This is a genomic window from Streptomyces sp. NPDC053079 (assembly GCF_044546695.1).
Taxonomy (GTDB): Bacteria; Actinomycetota; Actinomycetes; order Streptomycetales; family Streptomycetaceae; genus Streptomyces.
Genome location: NZ_JBITZJ010000001.1, coordinates 1,496,500 through 1,519,308 on the forward strand (window position 1 = coordinate 1,496,500; position 22,809 = coordinate 1,519,308).

General features: G+C 70.2%; 18 protein-coding genes and 1 pseudogene. 7 read left to right on the forward strand and 12 right to left on the reverse strand.

What is annotated here, in order from left to right:
- Window positions 1-94 precede the first annotated feature (94 nt).
- The 7 genes from ACIGXW_RS06290 to ACIGXW_RS06320 form a co-directional block, all read right to left on the reverse strand.
- Window positions 95-1,345 (reverse strand): phosphatase PAP2 family protein, encoded by a 1,251-nt coding sequence (locus ACIGXW_RS06290; protein ID WP_399570388.1) that lies wholly within the window; start codon window positions 1,343-1,345, stop codon window positions 95-97.
- A 552-nt stretch (window positions 1,346-1,897) separates the two neighbouring features.
- The gene (locus ACIGXW_RS06295; protein ID WP_399570391.1) at window positions 1,898-3,517 is read right to left on the reverse strand and encodes an alpha/beta fold hydrolase; all 1,620 of its coding nucleotides are present in this window, start codon (window positions 3,515-3,517) and stop codon (window positions 1,898-1,900) included.
- 12 nt (window positions 3,518-3,529) lie between these two features.
- Window positions 3,530-5,089 (reverse strand): alpha/beta fold hydrolase, encoded by a 1,560-nt coding sequence (locus tag ACIGXW_RS06300; RefSeq protein ID WP_399570394.1) that lies wholly within the window; start codon window positions 5,087-5,089, stop codon window positions 3,530-3,532.
- A 426-nt stretch (window positions 5,090-5,515) separates the two neighbouring features.
- Window positions 5,516-5,920, reverse strand: a complete 405-nt coding sequence (locus ACIGXW_RS06305; protein WP_071967300.1) for a DUF4440 domain-containing protein — start codon at window positions 5,918-5,920, stop codon at window positions 5,516-5,518.
- A gap of 26 nt (window positions 5,921-5,946) precedes the next feature.
- Complete coding sequence (locus ACIGXW_RS06310; RefSeq protein ID WP_399570397.1) at window positions 5,947-6,528, reverse strand: hypothetical protein; 582 nt, start codon at window positions 6,526-6,528, stop codon at window positions 5,947-5,949.
- A gap of 90 nt (window positions 6,529-6,618) precedes the next feature.
- Window positions 6,619-7,806 (reverse strand): NucA/NucB deoxyribonuclease domain-containing protein, encoded by a 1,188-nt coding sequence (locus tag ACIGXW_RS06315; protein WP_399570399.1) that lies wholly within the window; start codon window positions 7,804-7,806, stop codon window positions 6,619-6,621.
- Between the two features lie 177 nt (window positions 7,807-7,983).
- Complete coding sequence (locus ACIGXW_RS06320) at window positions 7,984-8,529, reverse strand: hypothetical protein (protein ID WP_399570402.1); 546 nt, start codon at window positions 8,527-8,529, stop codon at window positions 7,984-7,986.
- 323 nt (window positions 8,530-8,852) lie between these two features.
- Between ACIGXW_RS06320 and ACIGXW_RS06325 the strand changes: the two genes are divergently transcribed.
- The 3 genes from ACIGXW_RS06325 to ACIGXW_RS06335 all read left to right on the forward strand — a co-directional run bounded on the left by ACIGXW_RS06325 (window position 8,853) and on the right by ACIGXW_RS06335 (window position 11,596).
- Complete coding sequence (locus ACIGXW_RS06325; RefSeq protein WP_399570404.1) at window positions 8,853-9,875, forward strand: hypothetical protein; 1,023 nt, start codon at window positions 8,853-8,855, stop codon at window positions 9,873-9,875.
- 254 nt (window positions 9,876-10,129) lie between these two features.
- On the forward strand, window positions 10,130-10,462 hold the full coding sequence (locus tag ACIGXW_RS06330) for a hypothetical protein (protein WP_399570407.1): 333 nt from the start codon (window positions 10,130-10,132) through the stop codon (window positions 10,460-10,462).
- Window positions 10,463-10,498: 36 nt separating this feature from the next.
- Window positions 10,499-11,596, forward strand: coding sequence for a barstar family protein (locus tag ACIGXW_RS06335; protein ID WP_399570409.1), 1,098 nt, complete (start codon window positions 10,499-10,501; stop codon window positions 11,594-11,596).
- A gap of 76 nt (window positions 11,597-11,672) precedes the next feature.
- On the opposite strand, the gene ACIGXW_RS06340 is transcribed toward ACIGXW_RS06335, so the two are convergent.
- Window positions 11,673-12,080, reverse strand: coding sequence for a nuclear transport factor 2 family protein (locus ACIGXW_RS06340; RefSeq protein WP_399570413.1), 408 nt, complete (start codon window positions 12,078-12,080; stop codon window positions 11,673-11,675).
- 141 nt (window positions 12,081-12,221) lie between these two features.
- On the reverse strand, window positions 12,222-13,748 hold the full coding sequence (locus ACIGXW_RS06345; RefSeq protein WP_399570843.1) for an alpha/beta hydrolase: 1,527 nt from the start codon (window positions 13,746-13,748) through the stop codon (window positions 12,222-12,224).
- A gap of 241 nt (window positions 13,749-13,989) precedes the next feature.
- Here ACIGXW_RS06345 and ACIGXW_RS06350 point away from each other — a divergent pair, with 241 nt between their 5' ends.
- On the forward strand, window positions 13,990-15,273 hold the full coding sequence (locus tag ACIGXW_RS06350; protein ID WP_399570416.1) for a sensor histidine kinase: 1,284 nt from the start codon (window positions 13,990-13,992) through the stop codon (window positions 15,271-15,273).
- Window positions 15,270-16,037 (forward strand): response regulator, encoded by a 768-nt coding sequence (locus ACIGXW_RS06355; protein ID WP_399570420.1) that lies wholly within the window; start codon window positions 15,270-15,272, stop codon window positions 16,035-16,037. Before ACIGXW_RS06350 ends, ACIGXW_RS06355 begins: the two co-directional genes overlap by 4 nt.
- Before the next feature lie 116 nt (window positions 16,038-16,153).
- On the opposite strand, the pseudogene ACIGXW_RS06360 reads toward ACIGXW_RS06355, so the two are convergent.
- Together ACIGXW_RS06360 and ACIGXW_RS06365 are read right to left on the reverse strand one after the other, a co-directional pair.
- Window positions 16,154-16,555, reverse strand: a pseudogene (locus tag ACIGXW_RS06360) (DJ-1/PfpI family protein); the annotation flags it as partial.
- A gap of 171 nt (window positions 16,556-16,726) precedes the next feature.
- Window positions 16,727-17,155, reverse strand: coding sequence for a MarR family transcriptional regulator (locus tag ACIGXW_RS06365; protein WP_071967309.1), 429 nt, complete (start codon window positions 17,153-17,155; stop codon window positions 16,727-16,729).
- A gap of 131 nt (window positions 17,156-17,286) precedes the next feature.
- Between ACIGXW_RS06365 and ACIGXW_RS06370 the strand changes: the two genes are divergently transcribed.
- Window positions 17,287-18,171, forward strand: coding sequence for an MBL fold metallo-hydrolase (locus ACIGXW_RS06370; protein ID WP_399570422.1), 885 nt, complete (start codon window positions 17,287-17,289; stop codon window positions 18,169-18,171).
- Window positions 18,172-18,323: 152 nt separating this feature from the next.
- Here the strand turns inward: ACIGXW_RS06370 and ACIGXW_RS06375 are convergent, their stop codons facing one another.
- Window positions 18,324-19,085 carry a hypothetical protein gene (locus ACIGXW_RS06375; RefSeq protein WP_399570425.1) on the reverse strand — a complete coding sequence of 254 codons (762 nt, stop codon included), beginning with the start codon at window positions 19,083-19,085 and terminating at the stop codon, window positions 18,324-18,326.
- A 220-nt stretch (window positions 19,086-19,305) separates the two neighbouring features.
- Between ACIGXW_RS06375 and ACIGXW_RS06380 the strand changes: the two genes are divergently transcribed.
- The gene (locus ACIGXW_RS06380) at window positions 19,306-22,695 is read left to right on the forward strand and encodes a hypothetical protein (protein WP_399570428.1); all 3,390 of its coding nucleotides are present in this window, start codon (window positions 19,306-19,308) and stop codon (window positions 22,693-22,695) included.
- The last annotated feature ends 114 nt before the right edge of the window (window positions 22,696-22,809 follow it).

Genomic DNA, 22,809 nt, shown 5'->3' on the forward strand with positions numbered 1-22,809 from the left:
CGGCGCTCGACGGCCGCCGCGGAGTGCCGCCCATACGAGCGCGTCGGCGTCCCCGGAACCGGGGACGCCGACGCGGGTGCCTCGCTTTCGCAATTCAAACGAGTTCGGGCTGCGGTTCCCGTTGCGGCGCTGGTGCGGCCTTCGGTTCCCGTTCCCACAGCTTGGTGGTCCGTATGTAGCCGTATATCACCGAGACCATCGCCAGAATGAGAAGCGGTCCGAACACCCACGGATTTTCGGCCATCTCCATCGACAGATAGCGATAGGACACCAGGTACGCGGTGAAGACCGTTGCGCCGTAAGCGACCAGCTGGATTCCCGACCGATCCCAGCCGCGATCGAATGAACGTAGAGCCGTCTCGATGGTGAGCGTGAACACCACGCCGGCAATAATATCCGTGCCGTAGTGGTAGCCGAATCCCAGAGTCGCACCGAGCGTAGCAATCAGCCAGAACGCTCCTGCGAATTGCAGAACTCGCGGGCCCCTGCGGGAATGAATGAAGATCGCGGTGGCCCACGCCGTGTGCAGGCTGGGCATGCAGTTGCGTGGCGTGATCTCGTCGAACGGCATGTGATGCGGGACGTCGACCGGGGGCGGGGTGTTGGGCCACAGGTCGGCCACAGCCCAGTGCCCGCCGTCGGCGCCGTAGGCGAAGATCGGTCCGACCACCGGGAAGATCATGTAGATGCCCGGCCCGAGGAGGCCGATCACCAGGAAGGTGCGCACCAGATGATGGCCCGGGAAGCGGCGCTCCGTCGCCACGTTGCGCAGCTGGTACAGCGCGACGGCGACCGCGGCCACCGCGAGCTGAATGTAGACCCAGTCGAGGACGTGGGTGCCGATCGGACCGGTGGCGTTGACAATCCGGCCTGCCAGCCACGACGGGTCGCCCAGCGCGTGATCGGCGGTTGCCACGTATTGGTCGAGCACCGTCGGTCGGGTCTTCGACGTGATGAGCAGCCAGGTATCGCCGGTCTTACGGCCGGCGACCAGCAGCAGGCCCAGCCCGACGCCCTTCAACAGCAGGACACGTTCCCGGCCGGTGCGGCGCGTGACAGCGATGACCGCGCAGCCCAAAAGCACCCACAATGCGCCGTTACCGAAGGGGTGGCCGTTACCTTCGGCCACCTTGGCGTCGATTGCCCACCGCACGAGGATGAATACGACGTCGATGCCGATCGCGATGCCGGCCGCGATGAACCGTTGCCGCCAGGTGAGCACCACCATCATCAACGCCATACTGGCGTACAGCAGCGGCCCCGATTTGGGGGCGAGTATCACCTCTTTCGCCTGGTTGGTCATGGGCCCTGGCAGGCCGTAGTGACGCGCGGCGATCTCCAGCATGATGAGAAATCCGAGGGTCACCACACCCGCTGCGGCCCACAGGATCACCCGTGGCTGACGCCAAGCGCCGGACTTGATTGTGCCGTTTATTCGCGAAAACACCCGTGATGCTATAGATATCAATTGTTTGGCCGATTTGTTAGGTATTGAGTAAATAGGTTAATCATCGCGCTGGATGGCAATGGTATTGCGGTGAGGGGTGGGCGGTGTGGGCATCGTGAGTTCGAACATGTTATCGGAGTAGTGTGGGTGGGTTTCGCGGCTGCCGAGGTTTGCGGCGGCCGTGCTGACGAGCAGCGTCTCGTCGGGCTGGAGCCTGTCGGCCGGCAGCCCGCAGTAAGGGATGGCGTGGACGCCGGGCGCGGAGGGCAGGGGAGAAGACGTTCCCCGTCGGGCCCGTATCAGTGAGGCGAACGACCGGTCACGCAGGTACCGGGGGAGTCGCGGGGTCGGGTGCCGGCGCCCCAGTCGCCGTAGATGCCCGAGGCGCTCGTGCGCCCCGGGCATCGCCACCGCCATGGTCATGCCCTGCGTCCGAGGGCCGGCGGCACGTCAGCTATTTGTATGTGCCGGACCGATCTCGAACTGGGGCGGCTTGAGGCCGCTGAGGCATCCGGTGTTCGGAGCGGTCGGATTCTCGAAGAAGGAGACGGTGATCTCTTGGGCGCACTGTGACGTGGCAAACACCACATGGGGCTCGTAGGGGACCGTCACGACGGTGGCGCGGCTCAGCGTACGGGCGACGTACGGGCCATTGTCCGCCCCGGTCTGGGCGTCGAAGCCGCCCGAGACGGCAAGGGTGGGGATGTCGCTCCGCGTCACGTCCCGGATCGAGGGCGGCGCCGCGGGAACGTTCCAGACGTCGCAGTCCGGACGAAGGAAGGTCAGCTGCGGAGCCTGGGCCAGTACCGAGAGGGGGAACGACGGGAACGCCTCCCGCCCGCCCCGGATCGCCTCGGCCTGGCTCTCGTACGGCACCCACTCACTGCAGAAGATGCCGTAGGCGAGCCCGTGGGCCACCCTGCCGAAGGCCTGGGGGCTGAGCTTGCCGCCCGCCCACTGCTCGGCGATCCGCTGCGGATTGCCGTGGGCCAGCTCGTCGAGGGAGCGGGGTACGCCCGGCGCCACGTGGGTGGCGGAGGTCATCCAGTTCACCAGGGCCCCGCCGTCCAGGACGACCTTCACCGGCTCCGGGTGGCCGGGGACCGTGACGGTCGTGGTGACCGGGTGGGCTTCGAGCTCACGGACGAGGCGTTCGAAGGTGGCGGACAGGTTCGGATAGCGGCTGTTGCACGCGGGATCCTCCGCGCAGGCCTTGAACAGGCCGTCGAAACCCTGCCGGGCGCTGCTCCAGGTCAGCGCCGACCCCGCCTTGGACGGCGGCAGGATGCCGTCGATCCCGACCGACCGGATTCCCTGCGGGTGCTGGCGCATGTATATGAGCGCCAGGTGGGTGCCGTAGGAGATGCCGAACACGTTCCACTGGTCGATGCCCAGCGCTACGCGCAGGTCCGCGTAGTCGGCTGCGCTCTCGGTGTCGTTGTAGGCGCTGAGGTCGACGCCCCGGCCCGCCAGCTGCTCGCGGCAGGTGCGCGTCGCCTCGACGTGCAGGCGCTCGGTGGACGGCGCGCCATAGACGAGGCCGACCGCGCGTGCGTTGAACTCGTCGATGTTGGGGCAGGTGAGCGCCGGGTCCGCCGAGTACGTTCCGCGCTGGGACATGAGGATCAGGTCCCGGTCGCGATTCAGACCGCCGTCGACCGCCATCTTCGCCTCCCCGACGGCGTCGTCGCCGGGCCCGCCGGCGAGCCACACGATCGGGTCGGGTTTCGGTTTGGCGGCCACCGCCGGCACGATCGCGACACCGAGGGTGATCTTTCGACCGTCGGGCTTCGCACGGTTCTCGGGCACGGTGAGAGTTCCGCAGCGGGCTTTTTCGAGCGCGGCGATCGGCTCCGGCGTCTTCGGACAGGGGCCCGGCTCGAAGCGGGCATCACCCACCGTCCGGGCGACCGTGCCGATCGCTGCTCCGGTGAAGGTGCTGTGTTCCGCGTGTGCGGGCGCCGCGAGCAGGCCGGTGACGAGGAATCCGGTCACCACCGCGGTCGGCGCGGCGTGGAGTCGGCGCACGGTACGGCGGCGGCGACGGCGGGGTGCGTGGTGGAGCGTCATCTGCCCTCCCGGTCACTTCGGGATGATCGTGAACGGTTTCGGGGTGAGACCGGCCACGCAAGCGGTGTCGGGTGCGGTCGGACGGGTGAGGAACGAGGCCAGTACCTGTTGCGCGCAGGGCGATTGCGGGACCACCCAGTGTCCGATTCCGGGGATCTGTACGGATGTCGAGCGGGACAGCGTACGGGCCGCGGACCGCGCCCAGCTCGCGCCGGTCTTCGTATCGAACGTCCCGGAGATGATGAGCGCCGGCACCGCGCTGACGGTGGCAACCCGCTGGGCGGCGGTGCGGTTCGGTACGTCCCAGATGCGGCACACCTGGTGCTGGAACGGAAGCTGCGGTGCCTGGGCCAGGACCGTGTCCGGCCACCCGGGGAAGGCCCGGCGCCCCGCCTTCAGCACGTCGGTCGGCGTAGAGCCCGGCACCCACTCGCCGCACGCCACCGACTCCGTCAGACCGTGCGCGGTCATGCCGACGACCTGGACCGAGTCGGCCGCGCGGGCTTGTGCGAAGCGCTCCGGACGTCCGTGGGCGAGCTCCTCGAGCGCCGCGGGGACGTCGGGGGGCTTGACGGCGTTGGCGACCAGCAGGTTCAGCAGTGCGCCTCCGTCGAGGACGACCTTCACCGGGTCTCCTCCGCGTGGCGGCCGGGCGTTCAGCGTCAAGGGGTGCGCTTCCAGCCTGCGTACCTGCTCGGTGAGGGTTCGGCGGAGGTTAGGGTAGCGGCTCTTGCAGGCGGGCTCGGCCGCGCATGCCTTGAGGATGTTCTCGATGCCCTCCCGGGTGCTGCTCCAGGTCCACGGCAGGGTGACGATCTGCGGAGGTGCGACCGAGTCGATGGCCACCGCGCGAATTCCCTGGGGGTGCTTGCGCAGGTAGGTGAGGGCCAGGTTGCTGCCGTAGGAGTAGCCGTAGACGTTCCATTGGGGGATGCCCAGTGCCGTGCGCAGGTCGGCGAAGTCGGCGGCGTTCTCAGTGGTGTTGTAGGCGCTCAGATCGATCCCGTCGGCTGCCAGGCGGTTCCGGCACGTCTTCACCGAGTCCAGCAGGAGCCGTTCGGCCTGTGGCGAGCCGTAGCCGAGCCCCACGTACTGCGCGTTGAACCGGTCCAGCTCCGGACAGGCGAGGTTCGGCTGATCGTAGAGATTTCCCCGCTGGGCCATGATGATCAGCGGGCGATCCCGGTTCAGGCCGGAGTCGACCAGGAAGGGAATGTCGTCGAACGTCTCGCCGCCGGGGCCGCCCGCCATGAACACCACCGGGTCCTCGGCGGGCTTCGCCGACGTGGCGGGAATGACCGCCGCGGCCAGCCGGATCGTCCGGCTGCCGGGGCGTGCGCGGTTCTCGGGGACTTCCAGGAAACCGCAGCGTGCGGTGCTCAGTGCGGCGATCGGCTCGGGCGCCTTCGGGCAGGGACCGGGAACGAACCGCGACGGGGCGCTCGGACCGGGCCCGGCGATGTGGCCGCGTGGTGACGCGGCACTGCTCGGTATGGAGCCGAACGCCGCCAAGGCCAGAGCGACCGTGGCCGCCACCGCAGGTATCGCCGCAGGTATGCCGTGCTTGGTCATGTGGTCCCGTTCCTCTGCCGACATCCACGGCTGCCCGGCCGGACAACGCCGTAGCCGGACAACGCCGTAGCGGTTTGGGGCGGATTGTGGCTTTACGGACGATACCGGGCAGGCCGAATGGGCGCATACGGACAGCCGCAGCCGGATGGATTCCAAGCGACCCGGTCGAGTGGGCCGGTGGCGGTCCCGACGAGTGAACGGCGCCTTGAGCGTTCCCCTCGCGCTGCGTGTGTTGGTTCGGCGGCCACGCACCCAAGGAGAGCTAGCCGCTGATCACCCGGACGGGTGATCCTGCAGTCCTTCGGGCCTGGCCACGTACCGGATCTGATTGCGGCGACGGCAGCGCAGGTAGCGCAGGCAGCGACGATGACGAGGCGTGGAGGTCGGCTGGGCCTGGCACGGCCGACGCCGGTGGAGCAGGGTGCGCTACGCGGGCTGGTCGTACCAGGAGAATGCCGCGATCCGCCAGCCGCCCTCCGGGGTCCGGACGAACTGGATGGTCTTGGTCCCGCTTCCCTCGAACGGCTCACCGTCCAGGATTCCGGACTTGCGGTACTCGCCGAACCGCGAGGCGATATCGCCCGCGATCTCGGTCCGTTCGGAGGTCTCCCACTCGGAGAAGTCGACCAGCCGACCGTCGCTCAGCAGCCGCCGGCGAGGCTCGATGAACTCCTCCACGGTGTAGGCCGTGAACTCCGGGCCGGTCTTGACGATCACGCCACCCGGAAGAACCAGCCGGCGGATCCGGTCCACGTCGGCGGCCTTGCCGCCCCGGTTGTCAAAGGCGCCGAAGAACTCGGCGGTCACCATGTCTATCTCGGCTTTGGACATGGCGCGACGGTAACACCGGCGGTTTGTCAGGACCGGAGGGACGCTCCGCACCGGTCGGATGCCTGGTACACCGTCTCCGCGGCGACGGGCGCGGCCCAGACGCGGATCAGATGTTCCTCCGCGGCGGTATCGCCGTTGCGGGAGGCGTCCCGGCCCCGTGCGTGGACCCGTACCCGGTACGGCCCCGGACCGGCGCAGGAGAAGCGCGGGAAGACGTCCCCGGCGGTCCTGGGCGGCTCCTGATCACCGTCCTCACACTCGTCCTCGTCGGGCTCCCAGGGGTTGGTCTCCTCCGGCAGGGAGAACACGCCTGCCTCCTGGCCGCCCAGGTCGAGCGACACCTCGACGATCTCGCTGTACGACTCGAGTTCGGCGGCGGAGGGCGGCAGCGGCGGAGCGTCCAGCACATCGACGGTCAGCTGCAGAGAACCGGACTGCATTCCGGTGCTCACCGCGCCCCACACGCCGCCGTCCGTGACGCAACCGTCCGGACCCACGGAGGCGACCAGGCCGTTGAACCCGGTGAAGGCGAAGTCCATCGCGCCGGCGTCGCCCTCCAGCAGGTAGTGACCGTGGTCGATCTCGATCTGTGCCGTCACCGCGACCATCTGCCGCCCTCTCACCTTTCTGTCAGCTCAGCTCGGCTCTGCTCGGCTCTGCTCAGCCCCGCTCTGCAACAGCTCAGCAGCGGCTCTGCGTCAGCCGGCGTCGACCCAGAAGCGGTCGCCGTTGAGGATCCGGTTGTTGTCGTAGAACGTACGGATCTGGTAGCCCTGCCGGTCGTTCTCGTTCTTCGGCACCCAGCGCCAGCCCCAGTCCGGCCACTGCGTCCGGGACGCCCCCTGAAGGGTAGAGGCGAACGGGTACTCGTCACAGGTCTGCCCCTGCGGGCGCGGCCGGCTGGCGGGGCAGGCGGCCTCGTTGTTCGCCTTCCGGATCGCGCTGTTCGAGGTGTAGACGAGCGGGTTGGGGTTCGGACCGGTCTTGCGGCCGTAGTGGTGGGGTCCGACACGCTGGACCTTCCGGATGCCCTGGGAAATGTAGGGGAACTGCTTCATCTCCGTCATCGTGGGCCAGTACTCGGGCAGGACGCACCCGGCCCCGATGCCACCGCGTCCCATGTTGCGGATGGAGTCGCACCGCACGCTCGCGGAGGTCAGATCGTGCTGCGAGACGTTGACCCACCCGGGGTTGAAGAAGATCGCGGTGGCCCGGTTCTGGCCCTTGCCCCGCTCCTTGCCCTGCCGGTTGACCGTGGACCGCATCTTCCACTGGCCCTCGTTCGTACGCCCCTCACCCATGCGCTGCATGGGGAAGTTCGTGAACAGCGTCGTGCACTTGTCGGCCGAGGCGCAGCGCCCCACTCCGTAGACGCTGGTGCCGCCGATGCGGCCCCAGCCGCCGGTCTTCCTCATCGACACCGTCTGGTCCCAGGTCAGGGAGTCGGCCTTGGCGACGATCATGCCGACCGACAGGTAGTAGAGCTGCCCGACGAGCTGACCGGTGCGCACGTTCCGCACGTTGATCACGCGGGACTCGGGGTTGCAGGCCCGGCCGCGGCTCGTGAACTTCCACCCCTTGTTGGGCGCGGACCCGCACGGATTGGCGGCCAGCAGCTCTTGGGCGGCCTGCGTCTTGAGCTGCTCCTCCGCCTCCTTGCCGGCGGCGGGCGCATCGCACGCCGCCAGGGCCCCGTCCTTCGCGGTCTTCGCGAGCCCGGGCAGCTGCTTGTCCAGCTCCGCGCAGTCCGCGACCGCGGCGGTCGCGGACGCGGGAGAGTCCCCGGGCTGTTGTGGCTTGTCGGCAGCGGTGGATACGGGGGTGAGGAGGGTGCCGAGGATGCCTACTGCCCCGAGGGTGGATACGGTTATGCGTTTTAACTGCATGGATGCCCTTCGCAGTTAGTGATGACGTGGACATGCCACGTATTGAGGCTGGCGATCCTAAGCGGCAGACCGTGATCAACACCAGCAACTTATCGGCGTGTCACCTGAGTTGAGGGATGGAGGCGCACCCTCCGTTGGTGTGACTCGAGGCGCACCGGTGGTCGGCCGCCGACGAGGTCAGCTGTTGCAGCGGACCACCAGGTCGTCAAGGCGTACGGCCCTGGGTATTCCGTCGGAGCCGAGGATCGCCTCGACGAAGGCGTTGTTCTCGTACTCCGCGCGCCAAGTGACCTGGACGGTCTGGTAATTGCCGTTGGCCACGAGCCAGGGCGCGTTGGTGGCAAGCTTGGTGCCCTGGGCGTTCCAGACTCTGAGTTCGAACTGGAGGTCCCGGATGGGCTTGACGTAGATCTCGGCCGTGCACACCATCGAGGGCCCCCAAATGTTCGTGCCGAACGATGCCCAGGTGCCCTCGCGAGCCCATCCCCGGGTGGTGGACAGCCAGCCGTTGACCCGGCCGGATCGGGCGGTTCCGGCGCCGTTCTCGAAACCGGCCAGGCCGTCACCGCCCCTCAGACGGTCCCATTTCTCGATGTCGTAACCTTCGAAGCCGTTGGTGATCACTTTCTCCTCGGCCTGAGCCGCCGGAGCCACTGTCAGGGCTGCCAGGGACACCAGGGCGAGGACGGTCCATCTGGCCGTACCGCGGGCGTATTTCCGCATGGTTGCCTCCAAAGATCGTCGCAGCGGGTGTTCGGTCCAGGCTTGCGTACGCTTTCCGGGGCTGACAATGCCCAACTCAGGGGATGGCTGTATCAGGTGGTCCGTGCTCTGCGGAGGCGGTGAAGTGCGCCGTCCTTCGCTGTCGGGCATGGGCGAGATGGCACGCATCGAAATTGCTGGGGCAGACGGCCTGGCCATGGGCGGGCGCGGCCCGTCGTCAGTGCCGTCCGCCATGATCGGACGCCTGAACGAGATCGACACGGCCGCACCCCGGACCCCTCGCACGTGGGACGGATTCGCCGCGTCCGCCGCCCTTCAGAGCCTTGCTGGAGCGCCGCGAGGTGCTGCTCGCCGACGTGATGCCCACGGATCCCGCCGACCTATGGGAGCCGGGCGGTCTCGCCCGCGTCGCGGAGCGCACCGCCGCAGCCTGGGCGGAGCAGCACGGCGCCCGTCCGCACGCGCCGTGGAGCACCTGGCAGTCCGCGGTCGCCCTGCAGACCCGGATGCCGGCGACCCACCTGTGCCACCTGTTCCTCGACCCGGCGAACGCCACCCTGCCGCCGCGCTTCTACCTGCGGGTCTGGCCCTGCCCGCCCGAGCACCGCCACCTGCGCACCGCATGGGACGTCATGGGCGACTACGACGCCGAAACCGTCGCGGACGCCTTCTTCGCCGGCCTGCCGTGGGCGTACGCGGACCTCCCCGCAGGCGACCCCGTGCGCACCGGGGCGCCGGAGGTCGTCCACCACTTGCGCAAGGTGCTGGCCGGCCGCGACTCACCGGCCCGGGTCCTCCACTCGGGCGTGACCCGCGGCAACCGCGGAAGCCGGCGCTTGGACTGGCTGACGGACGGCACCTGCGACCGCGTCATAGCCCGCATCACCGCCGACGACCTGCCTCCCGGCCGCTACGAATCCGACCCCCGCGCCTGCGCCCCCGCCCTGGTCACCGACGTCGCCGCCACCCTCGACCTGCCCGAGGACTCCGCCACCGTCTACCTCCAGCTCCTGCTGCTCCCGGTGCCCTCGGACCGCAACGTGCGGCGCTGGAACGCCTGGACACCGGCCCGCCACAAGGCTGCCGCGGCAGAACTCGTGGCGCGCGGCCTGGTGGTGGAGGACCGCCGGGCCCGCGCGGGACGCACGCTTTTCCTACCGGGTCCGTGGGCGCACGCCAAGAAGCCGCTGCCACCGATGGAGCCCTGGAAGGCGCCCTTGATCGGCGCACAGCTGAGCGCCGATGACAGCGAGGTGAAGGCCTCCGAGCTGCTCCCGGGCACGCTCCCCGAGCTGTTCACCGAGGCCTGGCGGCTGGTTCGCAAGGGGGAGGGGCCGACGGCCTGACCGGTGGCGGTCTGGGCGAGCGGCTCCAGGCGTTCCGGGAGCGCGGACCGAGCCGCTCTGGGCCGTCGAGACAAGCGTTCGGTTTATCGCCGATGCGGGCGGCCTCGGGTGTCGGTCTCCCTCGAGGCGGATATCTGGCTCAAGTCACGCCAGATCTATGGCGAGCGACCCGCCCGGGCGGGATCGAAAATAATCCGCCGGGCAGTCAGACGATCGAAGCGGGAGCGGGCATCATCCCGCCGGGGAGGACGTTCATGTACACGCTCACATGCTTGGGCCGGGTCGTGGTGACGGTCGGAGCCGCGCTCGTGCTGGCCACCGGTCTCTCCACCAGCGCGCAGGCCGCCACAGGGCATCTCGCCTACAGGTCGACGAACGGGGAGGAGCTCACGCTCGACAACCCACACAACGGCGAGTGCTTCCTTCTGGTCAGTGGAGCCCGACGGGCGGACAACAACTCGGACACCAGGGCCACGTTCTACGAGGAGCCGGGAGACTGCGAGTCGCCGGTCGTCGGGACGCTCCAGCCGCGCACGGCGAGGAGTTTCGAAGGGGGGACGATTCCCCGCAGCGTGAAGTTCGGCTGAGCGGGTGCAGTTTCACCGCCCGCGGCTGGTCAGGGCATGATTCTGACCGTGCAAGGGGACGAGGACCGCCGCCGACGGGCGCGCTACGCGTTGACCGAGACGGAGCACGGCCACGTCTGGGGTGTCTGTGCCGAGGTGGAGGGCCTGTTCGGGGAGGCCCGGCGTGGGACGTACGAATTGTTCCGCTGGGATCCGCAAGGAGCCGAGGTGCGCGGGTGGGCCGGCCGCAGGGTGTGGCTGGTGCCGGAGGACGAGGCATTCGGACCCTGGCTCCTCGAGGACGTGGAGAGCCTTGGTCGGCACCGCGGGGCTGACAGCCTCGTGCTCACCGGCCTGGACGACTACGAGGGCCCGCCGGAGGGCTACCGGGGAGCCGTCCGCGTGCACGACGAGCAGCGGTGGCTGGGCTCCTGCCGGGAATTCACCCGCGTTCTGCCACCCGATCGGGCAGCGAGCCCGCTCGTGCTGCGCGGGCTCGCACCAGGGGCGGAACTGCGGCGGGCACTGGCGACAGGGACCCGGCGGGCGCTGAATCTGGAGGAGGCCGCCCTGGAGATACGGGACGACCGGGGCGAGCCGCTCGCCGAGCGGCTGCTGTGGGCCACCATCCACGCTTGGCGGCCGTCCACCCTTGGAGCGGATCTGATTGACCTGGAGCTCGACGGCAGCCTCTTCACGCCCGTTCCGGAACACGCCCGGCCGATCTGGGACCGATGGCTCGCCGGATCGCCGAACACCCCCGGCGCCTGGGCCGACCTCGACAGCCGACAGCGCCTGGCGTGGCTGGACACCGTGCGGGAGCGGGCCTGCCGGCGCGAGCACCAGGACCGGCCGGCCAACCACGCGTACGAGCTCGACGGTCGGCACATCACCGATGTCCCGAGCCTCTACCTCGCGCTCGGCGAGGCGGTGAACGGGCCGGGCGGCTACTTCGGCGGCTGCCTTGACGCCCTCGACGACTGTCTGCGCGGTACCTTCGGCTACACCGCCCCCGCAACCCTGCTCTGGCCGAACGTCACAACCGCCCGCGAGCACCTGTCCCGCGCCCTCACGCCGGACGGCCGGCCCTACGACCTGTTCACCGAAGTCCTGAACACCCTGGCCCGGGGCGGTATGGACGTCACCCTGGCCTGATCCCGGACCGGACTGCACGCCGCCGGACCGGTGCTCAACCATGGTTGGCCATTCGGTCTTGAGAACGGTTGCGCCCTCAATTCATCAGCTCCGGCGCGAAGTAGTCACGCAGTCGGGCGATCTTCCCATCCCGGATGCGGAAGATCTGTACGAGCGAGACGACCGTGTCCTCTCCGTCCCCGTCGAAGACCGTGTCGATTTCGGCGATGAACACATCGGGGCTTGAGGTGGTGTGCAGTACGTACCCGGACTTCTCAAAGTTCGGCGAGCGGTCGTCCTTCGCCTGTTGCTCGTAGTACGCCGCCATTGCGTTACGGATCTCCTCACGACCCGCCAACCGCCTGGGGAAGGATCCGTCGGCAGGCATGAGCGGTGCCTCGAAGACGGCATCCTCGGTGAAGCACTCGGCAAGGGCATCAGCGTTCCGGGTCATCGAACCGGCGTAGACGTAGCTCTCGAAGATCTGTTTCGGCGTTTTGGACACGGCGGCCTCCCAGGACGTGGGCGTGGGCGTGGGACGTGGACGTGGAAGACCACATCATCACAGCGATGCTCGCGCGGGAACGTGGTTTCCGTGAACGAATACCTCGCGTGGCGGGACAGGGAGCCTGCGCGATTTCTCCGCTTACCCGGTCGGCGCTTGGCAGGTCAGGTCCTCGGCCGGGAGCCTGCCGGTGGTCAGGTAGACCGTGGCGCTCTTGTCCGCACAGGAGTTGGAGCCGTTGACGATGTGGCCCTCTCCCTCGGCGACGGTGACCATCCGGGAGCCGCGCAGGGCCCGGTGCATGGCCTGGCCGCCGGCCAGGGGCGTTGCGGGGTCCCACTCGTTTTGCAGGATCAGCGCACTGACCTTGTTGTCCACCGTTGTCGCGGGCTCGTCGGCCTGCTTCCAGAAGGCACACGGCTTGATGCCGGACGCGAAATCTCCGTACAGCGGATACCGGGCCTTGTCACGGATCGCGTCGCGGCGGTACTGCTCGGGGTCGCGCGGCCACGAAGTGCTGGTGTCGGCGCAGAGAACAGCCCAGACGCTCGCGTCTTCGTTGTCCGGGGGAACGTCACGGGCGAAGGCCGGCGGGACGGGGACCGCAGCCCGCTCGGGAGTGCTGGACGAGGCCGGCTTCCTGCCCTCGGCCGCCTTCTTCAGCTCGGCGACCCATGTGGCGGCGCCCTGAACGCGGAAGAACCTGGCACGCTGAGCGCGGATGTCGTCACCGGTGAGGGGTCCCTCGCCGGAGTCGATGGGCTTGAGGTCGGCTTGGGCTACAAGGTCCCAGAAGGTCTTGCGGACCTCGGCTGGGGTCTTGCCCAGTCGGTACGTCGTGTGTCGCTGAGCGGCCCATTCGCTCCATCTGGTGAAGGCGGGCCCGGTGTTCTCCGCCATCGCCTGGAACATGCCACGCCCGTACCGCGCGGGGGCGGCCGCACTGTCCAGCACGAACCTGTCGGTTCGCTGGGGGAACATCTGCATGTAGACGGCGCCGAGGTAGGTGCCGTAGGAGAACCCCAGGTAGGAGATCTTCTTCTCGCCCAGCACCGCACGGATGACGTCCATGTCGCGAGCGGTGTTGCGGGTGGTGAGGTGCCGCAGTGTGTCACCCACCTTGGCCTGGCACTTGTCGGCCACCGTACGTGCCCATTGCACATCCTTCGCGAATGTCTCGGCCTTGTACGGGCGGTCGAGGCTCATTTCGTCGCGAGTCAGACCGCAGCTGATGGGAGAGCTCTGTCCGACGCCCCTCGGGTCGAAGCCGATGAGGTCGTAGTGTCTGGTCACTTCTTCGGGGAGTTTCACGTTCGGGTCGACAGGCAGGTTCAGGCCCGGGCCACCAGGGCCGCCGGGGTTGAACAGCAGAACTCCGCGACGTTCCTTGGCGCTGCTTGCCTTCAGCCGGGATATCGCGATGTCGATCGCCTTGCCGCCGGGATCGCTGTAGTCCAGCGGCACCTTGACGGTCGCACACTGAAAGGTGGCGGGGCTCCCCGCGTCGCACCGCTGCCACTGGGGCTTGTTCTGCGTGTACTGCCGCAGAGGGTCCCCCTCGGCTGCAGAGGCCTCGGATGCGGCAAAGGCCGTTGCGGGTGTCAGTGTCGAAACGAACGTAGCCGCGGCGCTGATGGCCAGAAGGGAAGCTGTTCGTCGATTTCGCACAGTGATGCTTGTCCTTGTCGATGAAGTGGATAAGTCGATGAAGTCGATAAAGGTGATCAAGCTGTCGATGCCCCGTACCGCGGTGGCCACGGCCCCAGGCCGCTCAGCCGCCCTGTCGTCAACTGGGCAGGACACGATTCTGGATTCCGGGGTCTCGGGCGCGCATCGCGGGAAGGCGGGAGGAAATGCTCCCTCGATCGGGGGAGGCCCCTGCTGAGCCGCCCGGCCATACTGGCGGATTATGATCAGGAGTGTCCGGCCGCTGCTGCGCGGCTCCACGTATTCGGGTGCGTTGTTCGCCTATTGCGGCGCGTTGGCGAGCCTCCCACTGCTGCCTTTGGCAATGCTGCCGGCGCTGGCGTGGCGATCCGCTCCATATGGAGTGCAGATCGTTCTGACCCTCCTGGTCTGGGCAGTACTGCTCGGCATGGTCGGGCTGGCCCGCACCACGCGGCGCGTGCTGATCGTGGGCGCCCGTCGGCTGCTGAAGGTGCCGTTGCCGGATCCTGTGGCCGCACGTCAGCCCGCGAGCTCCCCCGGCACCGGGCCGACTCCTCCTCCTGCCGCGCCATCCGACGCTGACCGTTGGCGAACTCCTCTCTGGCTGCTGCTGCACGTGGCACTGGGGTGGACGGCGGCACTGGTGAGCGGTCTGCTGCTCCTCGGGGGCCTGACCCTCCCGCTCGGCGCCGAGGCGGGGCTGAGTCTCTCCGGCCGGACGGTGCGGGTGATGGGTGGCTGGCAGAGCTGGGCCGTGGCGCTCGGCTGTGTGCTGGTGGCAGCGACAGCGTGCGCGGTGGCGACGTACGCTCTGCGCTGGTTGGCGCCCAGGCTGCTGGGGCCGTCGTCGGCCGAGCGGCTCGCGCTGGCGGCCGAGCGGGAGCTGGCGCTTGCCGAACGTAACCGTCTGGCCCACGAGTTGCACGACTCGATCGGGCACACGCTGACGGCGACCACGATCCAGGCGGCGGTGGCGGGCGAGGTGCTCTCCGCCGACCCGGCGGCGGCGCGGGCCGCCTTGCGCAGCATCGAAGAGTCGTCCCGGGCCGCGCTCGAGGACCTGGACTACGTGCTGGGCGTGCTGCGCGAGCAGGAATCGGAGACGGCGCCCACCCGCACCTTGGCCGACCTGCCCGATCTGCTCGACCGGTTGCGGCATGCGGGCGCGGTGGTGGAGCCCGAGCTGTCGGGCGAGTTGACGCACGTACAGGGGACGCTCTCCCGGGCCGCGTACCGGATCCTGCAGGAGGGGCTGACGAACGCGTTGCGGCACGGGGCTGGCGGTCCGATCGCGGTCCGTGTGGCGGCCGTATCGGACTGTCTGGAGCTCAGTGTGGTCAACCGGACCGGGGCGGATACGAGCACGAGCACGGGCCCGAGCCCGAATGCCTTCCCGACGTCCGGGCATGGCCTGCCCGGGCTGGCCGAGCGCGTGCGGCTGCTGCACGGTGAGCTCGAGGCCGGCCCGGACGGGCCGCAGCACTGGCGGTTGGCGGTCCGGCTGCCGGTACGGTTGTCGGCATGATCGGCTTTGACGCGAGCGCAGCCGTCGCCACCAGCCCTGACGCGGTCGAAGCCGTCACGACCGGCACTGGCACCGGCACCGGCCTCGCCATCACCAGCCCTACCGGCACCCCCGTCACCCTCCTGATCGCGGACGACGACGAGGTGACCCGCAGTGGTCTGCGTACCTTGCTCGCGGCCCAGCCGGGGATCGCGGTGGTCGGGGAGGCCGCCGACGGCGTCGATGCGCTCGAGCAGGCGCGGCGGCTGCGGCCGGACGTGGTCCTGATGGATGTGCGGATGCCGCGTCGCAACGGGATCGAGGCCACCCGGCAACTGCTGGCCGAGTCGGCCGACCCGCCGAAGATCGTGGTGATCACCACCTTCGAGAACGACGACTACGTCACCGCGGCGCTCAGCGCGGGGGCCAGTGGGTTCCTGCTCAAGCGGCTTCCGGTCCGGCAGATCGCGGAGGCGGTGCGGGTGGTGGCGGCGGGGGAGGCGATCCTCTTCCCGGCGGCACTGCGCCGGATGGTCACCGCCCGCCCGCTGACCTCGGTCGAGGCGTTGCCGAAGGCCGCGCTGACGGGGCGGGAGGAGGAGGTGCTGCGTTCGATGGCCACCGGCCTGTCCAACCCGGAGATCGCGGAGTCGCTCACAGTGAGCCTGGAGACGGTGAAGACGCACGTCGGGAACGTGCTGACCAAGCTCGGCGCGCAGAACCGGACCCACGCGGTGGTGATCGCGTACGAGTCCGGTCTGGTAGTACCGGGGTTCGCCGGCTGACGCGGCTGACGTGGCTGAACGAGACGTCGAAGCCGCTGTCCGGATGCGCATGCGCATGGGGTGCAGGCGATCCGGTTCGTCTCAGGTCCAAGGACGGCAGCCTTGGCCGGCCCCTCGGGGGCGGGCTGGGTGGCGTACTGGAGTTGGCTGCCCTCCCTGTGCGGTGGCAGCACCATGTGCCGAGCGACCTGGGCGGCGTACGCCGCGCCGTGGTCGGAGCGTACGAGGTGCAGGCACAGGTCGATGCCCGCGCCGGTTCCTGCGCTGGTCGCCACGTCGCCGTGGTCCACGTACAACACGTCCAGGTCCACCTGCACCTCGGGGAAGGCGGCGGTGAGTCGGGCGGTGCGACGCCAATGGGTGGTGGCGCGGCGGCCGTCGAGCAGTCCGGCCTGGGCGAGGACGAACGCTCCCGTACAGATGGCGACGATCCTCGCCCCGCGCCGGTGGGCTGTCCGCAGCGCCTCCAGGACGGTCGGCGGCACCGGTGCGCCGGTCGGCTGCCAGCCAGGGACGATTCTGAAGACCACGCTCCAGGTCGATGAGGGCGCACCCGTCGAGATCGCCCCCGGGCTGACCCGCACCGGCTCCGCAGGTGTGTCGTGCAGCTGCCCCGCGCTCCCGGGTGCCGTGCCTCCGGTTGCTGCGCTGGCGCCGACTCGCTGAGAGCCGACTCACTCAGAGCCGGCCTACTCGGCGGTGATGGCCTGCTCCAGCAGGCCGTGAAGGACGCGCTGCTCCTGCGGGGTGAGGCCGGACAGCGGGGAGCCCACGGCGAGGAGTTCGAGGAGGCGTTCGCGTAGTGCGGTGCCCTCGGCGGTGAGGACGAGGTGCTTGGCGCGGCGGTCGGTGGGGTGCGGGTGGCGCTCGACCAGGCCCTGCTTCTCCAGCTTGTCGACGACGAAGGTGGTGTTGGAGGGCTCGCAGCTCATGCGCTCGGCGAGCTCCCGCATGGTCATCGGCCCGCTCATCTCCCGCAGCGCGGTCGCCTGGGGCGCGGTAAGGCCCAGGGCGGCCGCGCGCTCCCGTACGTGCTCGGCGATCCGCTGGGCCAGTCCGTTCACCAGACCGCACAGCTGTCGCTCGGCGATGGCCTGCGGCTCGGGGGACGTCGTCATGCCACCACCCTACCAAGTCCATCAAGACCAAATATTTACAGCTTGAATGATTCGAGCTTGATGCTTATGGTTGGCGTCGTCGCCGCGGGAAACACGGCGACGACCCGATGACGAATCGCAGGAGAGAACTCATGGCTGACTTGACGGTGGATCAGGACGGACGACTGCGCCGGCCGGCGGGAATCCGCTCGATACAGCTGGGCGACACGAAGGTGTCGTACGTGCCGGACGGCGATGTCCGGCTCCGACCGCTGCCACTGCTGCAGGACACCACCGACGAGGTGTGGGCCGCCCACCCGGAGTACCTGGACGCCACGGGCCACCTCGTGGGGAGCGTCGGCGGTCTGCTGGTCGAGCACGGCGACCGCGCTCTGCTGATCGACACGGGCTTCGGCCCACAGAGGCTCGAGGCTCCGGACGGCCCCCTCGGTGCGATCCACGGCGGCGCCCTCCCGCACAGCCTGGCCGAACTCGGTCGCACCCCCGAGGACATCGAAGCGGTGGCCTTCACCCATCTCCACTCCGACCACCTCGGCTGGGCCTGCCACCCCGCCCCCGGCGGTGACCGGCCCGTGTTCGCCCACGCCGACTACCTGATCTCCGAGCTGGAGTGGGAGGGACGCGACCTCCTGGAAGCCCAGGGCATGACCGAGGAGGTCGCCGCCCTCGCACCGCGCGTACGTACGATCACGGACGGGCAGGAGATCTTCCCCGGCGTACGCGTACGGATCACCCCCGGCCACACCGTCGGGCACGCCGAGTACGTCATTACCGGGGGCGGTCGGCGCCTGATCGCCTTCGGCGACGCCATGCACTCGCCGATCCAGGCCGACCACCCCGAGTGGTCCGCGGCCTTCGACCACGACCTGGCCCGGACCGCCGACCACCGCCGCCGCCTTGTCGCCGAGCTGGCAGAACCCGACACGATCGGCTTCGGCGTCCACTTCGCCGACGTCGTGTTCGGACGTGTCCAGCAGAACGGAGGCGGCCCGGCCTGGCATCCCATCGACGCCTGATCCGCCAGGGCGCCTGTGGCGTTTGTGAGTCCGTGAGTCCGTGAGTCCGTGAGTCCGTGAGTCCGTGAGTCCGTGAGTCCGGGGCGACGCCCCGGGACGGGTTACGGGATACCGGATACAACCCCTCGGCTCGGGGTGAAACCGGCAGGGTGTCAGGACTCACAGCCCGTCGGCGGCGTTCCGACGACGTCGCACGAGTCGGTGCCCTCGCCGCCGTCAACGGTGCCGGTGTTCTCCCTGACGTGGATCTCGTCGTCGCCGTTGCCGCCGGAGACAGTGCCGGCGTTGTCGGCGACAGTGAGGGTGTCGTTGTCGTCGTTGCCCTGGACTTGTCCGCCGGGCTCGACGCGGTCGACGGTGACGGTGTCCTTGCCCTCGCTGCCCTGGATCAGCCCGGCCACGAGTGCGTTCTGGTCGGCGATGATCGTGTCGTCCCCCAGGGCACCCCGGATGTCCCCGCCGCCGGCCGTCACGCCGGACCCGGAGAACAGATGGATCCGGTCGTTCCCCTGCCCCGCCCGGATCTTTCCCGCGAGCGGCCCGTGCAGGTCGAACGTATCCTCCTCTGTCTGCCCTTCCAGTGTCCCGCTCCCTCCGACGGACCCGCCGTCGTCCACCGTGATCGTGTCCGCGCCGGCACTGCCACGGACGGTGCCGTTCACTGCGCCCTTGAGGGTGAAACGGTCGTCGCCGCCGAGCCCGTCCACGACCGTACCGGCCTCGACGCCGGCCGCGCAGACGATCACGTCGGGGCCGGAAGTCCCGTTGATGAGGGGCCCGGAGGCCGGGGTGCCGTTGACGGTGCACGAGGTCACGGCACCCGCCGGGGTGGCACCCGTACCAAGCGCGGCCATGGCGAGCGCGGTGGCGCCCGCAGCGAGGCGAGCGGCACGGCGGAGGAGGTACTGCGGCATGGTGCCGTTCCCTTCGTGGAGAGGGGGCGGACCAGTTCGCTCCGCCTGTTCCGTGTCTGCCTTCTGCCCGTGCCGGGGCTCAGGGCAAACGGTGCCTGGCGCACCCAATGGGGTGAATCGACACGAAAATCTGTTTAACCTCGCCGCTCCAGCAAACAGGAACCACACCCGCTGCGAATAAGGATTAGGCCCGGGCAGGCATCTCCATGAGAATCCCCGCGTGACGCAAAAGAACGACAGCACCGCCTCCCCCTCCGCCCTCGCCGACGGCCTCCTGGCCGAGCTCGATCCGCTGCCGTACCCCCGGCGCGCGCAGCGCATCGCCCTGTGGGCGCAGGAGCGTGCCGCGGCCGGCGAACTGAGCGCGGTCCTGGCGGAGCTGTCGGGGCGTGGGGTGTACGAGCACGGTGTCGCGGCGCTGGCCGCCGGCGTGGGCCGCGACATCCGCTGGCTGCAGGACCGGCTGGCCGACCCCGATCCGCTGGTGCGGGCACAGGCCTTGGCGGCGGTGCGTCAGGGCGGCATTCCCGACGACGCTGTCGTCGCGGCGCTGGAAGACGCCTCCACCGTCGTCCGGCGCGCGCTGATCCGGGCCGTGGTCGCCGGGCGGCGCACGGCGCTCGCGGACGCCCTGATCCGGCCCCTGCGCGAGCACTGGGGCGACACCGAGGCGGCGCGGCTGCTGCCGGCCTGCAGTACGGGGACGGTCGCCGAACTCCTGCCCGGCCTTTTCTACACGATCGTCCAGTGGAGGAAGCTCGCCCGGCGCCACTCCTCCGCCCTCCTCGACGAGGCGGAGCGCAGGCTCACGGCCCGGTCCGAGGACAACCGGCAGCTCTGGTGGCGCCTGCACGGAGCGGTCGTCGAGGCGGCCGTCGAGGCGGCCCCCGACCGTGTCCTCGACCTGCTGGAGCGCCTGTGCCCCGGGCCGCTGCCCGAGCAGATCCACCGGCGGCTGGGCCAACTGGCGACCGCCGACCCGGAGGCCACGGTCCGGCTGCTGCTCGCCCCCGGACGCACGGACGCGGACCTGCTGCTGCTCCGGACACCCGTGCTGCGCACCCTCGTACGCCACAGGCCGCCCGGCTTCGACGACTTCGCCCAGGCGCTGGCCCGCGCCAACGACCGGGCGCTCGTCCGCCTGCTGAAGCTCATGCCGCCCTCCGAGCGTTCCGCGTGCTACGACACCGCGATGCGCGGACGGTCCACGCGTTTCGCGTCCCTCTCCGACGCCATGCTCACCGTGCTGCCCTGGGAGCGCCGGCACGCCGAGGCACGGCGGATGGCCGCGCAGGCCCGCGAGTTCGGGACGTTCGGGCAACTGGTGCTGTCGGCCGTGTCCTTCCTGCCGGTCGCGGAGGCGCGCGAGGAGCTGCTGGCGGCCACCAGCAGCTCCGAGGCCACGGACCGGGCGTTCGCCTACCCGCTGCTGGTGCGCAACGCCGCCCTGACGCGCGACCCGTCCGCCGTGACGGAGCTGCTCGCCGGCCTGCAGCGGCTGCGCAACGAGCAGGAACCGGTACGGGCCTTCGCCCTCAAGGCGATCGCCGCGATCCACCCCGCGCTGTTCGCCGCCGAGGCGGCGCCCCACCTGGAGCGCCTCGCGACGGACGCGCTGGAGGCCCCTGACCTCTCCTGGAACGACCACCGTGCCCTGCACGGGCTGGCCCACGCCCTGCTGCGCGAACACGCGGCCGGCACGGGCGAGGAGCTGATGGACTGGGCCTACCGCACGCTCGCCCGGCTCCCCGGCGCCTCCGGGAGCTTCCGCGTAGACAGCCTGCGAAAGGGCCAGGAACACGAGCTGTTCGAAGCCCTGCGCCCCTCCCTCGAAGCGGCCGCCGGCCACGCCGACTTCACCGAGGCCCTCCGCCTGGCCACGGCGCTCGGCGACCGCGCGCACGGCATTCCGGGGCTGCAGGCCCTGCTGCGGCGCTGCATCGAGCACGGCCGGACCGAGGACGGCCGCAAGGCCGCCGACCTCTGGCTCGACGACCCCCGCACCCGCGACGACCGGATCGTCGAACTGCTCGCCCTCGACCCGTCGACGGCCACCTTCCCCGCCGTCATCGGCGCCCTCGCAGTCCGCCGCACCGACCTGCTCGACGCCGTCCTCGGCGAGACCCCGCCCTACGGCCGCTTCCTCACCAAGGACCGGCACTGGCTGCCGCCCATAGGCCGGCACACGGCCTACTGGCTGCCACGTCAGCAGGCGGCCGCCGCACGACTGCTGACGCGCACGATGGAGGACACCAGCCTCAGCCTCGCCGAGCGCGTGTACGCGCTGCCCCTGGCCGCGCGGATCCCGGAGTACGGCACCGAACTGCTGGTGCGGTACGCCGGCGACGACGCCGTACCGATCGCCGAGGCCGCGCTGGCGGCCCTCGGGCGCACCGCGGACCCGGGCCGTCACCTGCCGCTGCTCCTCTCCCACGTGGGCGGGGACCGGGCGAGGGTCGCCGTCCCCGCCGCGTCCCGGGCGAGCCGGTACGCCGCACCGTCCGGCCTGTCCGGTGTGCTCCGCGACCTCCTCACCGCGACCGCCGGGGTGAAGGTGACCAGCCGGAAGGAAGCCGCGCGGCTCGCCGCCGCACGGCTGCCCGCGACACAGGCCGTTGCCCTCCTCGCGGAGGGGATGGCTGTGCCTGGCCAGCACCACGACGTGCAGGCAGCCTGCGTCACGGTCGCGACGGAGCTGCTGGCCCATGAAGCGGCCTGGGGGCTGCTGGAGTCCGCCGCGTCCGGGCGGCCGGAGCTGCGCAGGGCCGTGCTCGGTCCCGCGCCCGGCACTCTGCCCGAGCGGCACCGGGGGCGGTACGCGGGCCTGGTACGGACGGTGTGCGTCACCGACGACCCCGAAGTCGCACGGCAGGGCTTCCAGGCGCTCGGAATATGGTCGCAGTGGGTGCCCGAGGCCGTGGACCTGCTGGTCACCGCCATCACCGACCTGGACAACCGGGCGAGCTGGCAGCCCGCGGCCCGGGCCCTGTGCTCGTACGTCGCCCACGCCCCGTCGGGCTCGCCGGACATTGTCCCCCTCACCCGCGCCCTCACGGCGCTGCTCGAGGCGGACGCTCTCCCCGGCACGCCTGACGCCGAAGAGGACCGCGACCGGCCCGCCTTCCGGCGCATCCAGCTCCTGACCACCGTCCTCGCCGAGTTGGGCGGCCGGCAGCGACGCGCAGTCAGGACGGCGGCATCGGAGGTCGCCGATCTCCTCATCGCCACGGGCGACCACGCTCCCGAAGCCGCCGTCCTCCTGCTCCGCACGCTCGACCTGGGCGCCGAACCGGACGAGCTGGCGGCGCAGCTGACGCGTCTCGCCCGGGTCCACGAGGGCCGCCCCGCCCTCGCCGCCCGTACGGCCACCGCACTGACCGCGAGTATCGGCGGGCGCGACGGCAGCGACACGGCGCTGCTGCACGCCGCCGCGGTCCTGGCCGGCGACGGAGGCCACGCGGCCGGGCTGTTCGCCCTCGCGCTGACCGTGGCGGGCGGCCGCCGCGGCCACTGGAGCACGGCGTGGCGCGACCGGCTGCGGACACTGCGCCGGCACCCTCACGCCGACGTACGCGACGAGGCCCTGAGGACGGTCACTGCCGAGGAGTGACGCCGCGTCGGGGGGCGTACGGGTCAGAGGCGTACCTGCCCGGTTCCTCTCGCGACCGACCAGAAATGGCCACCGCACGCCCCGGTGGCCTCATCCCGCTCCCCGGTCCCGCAA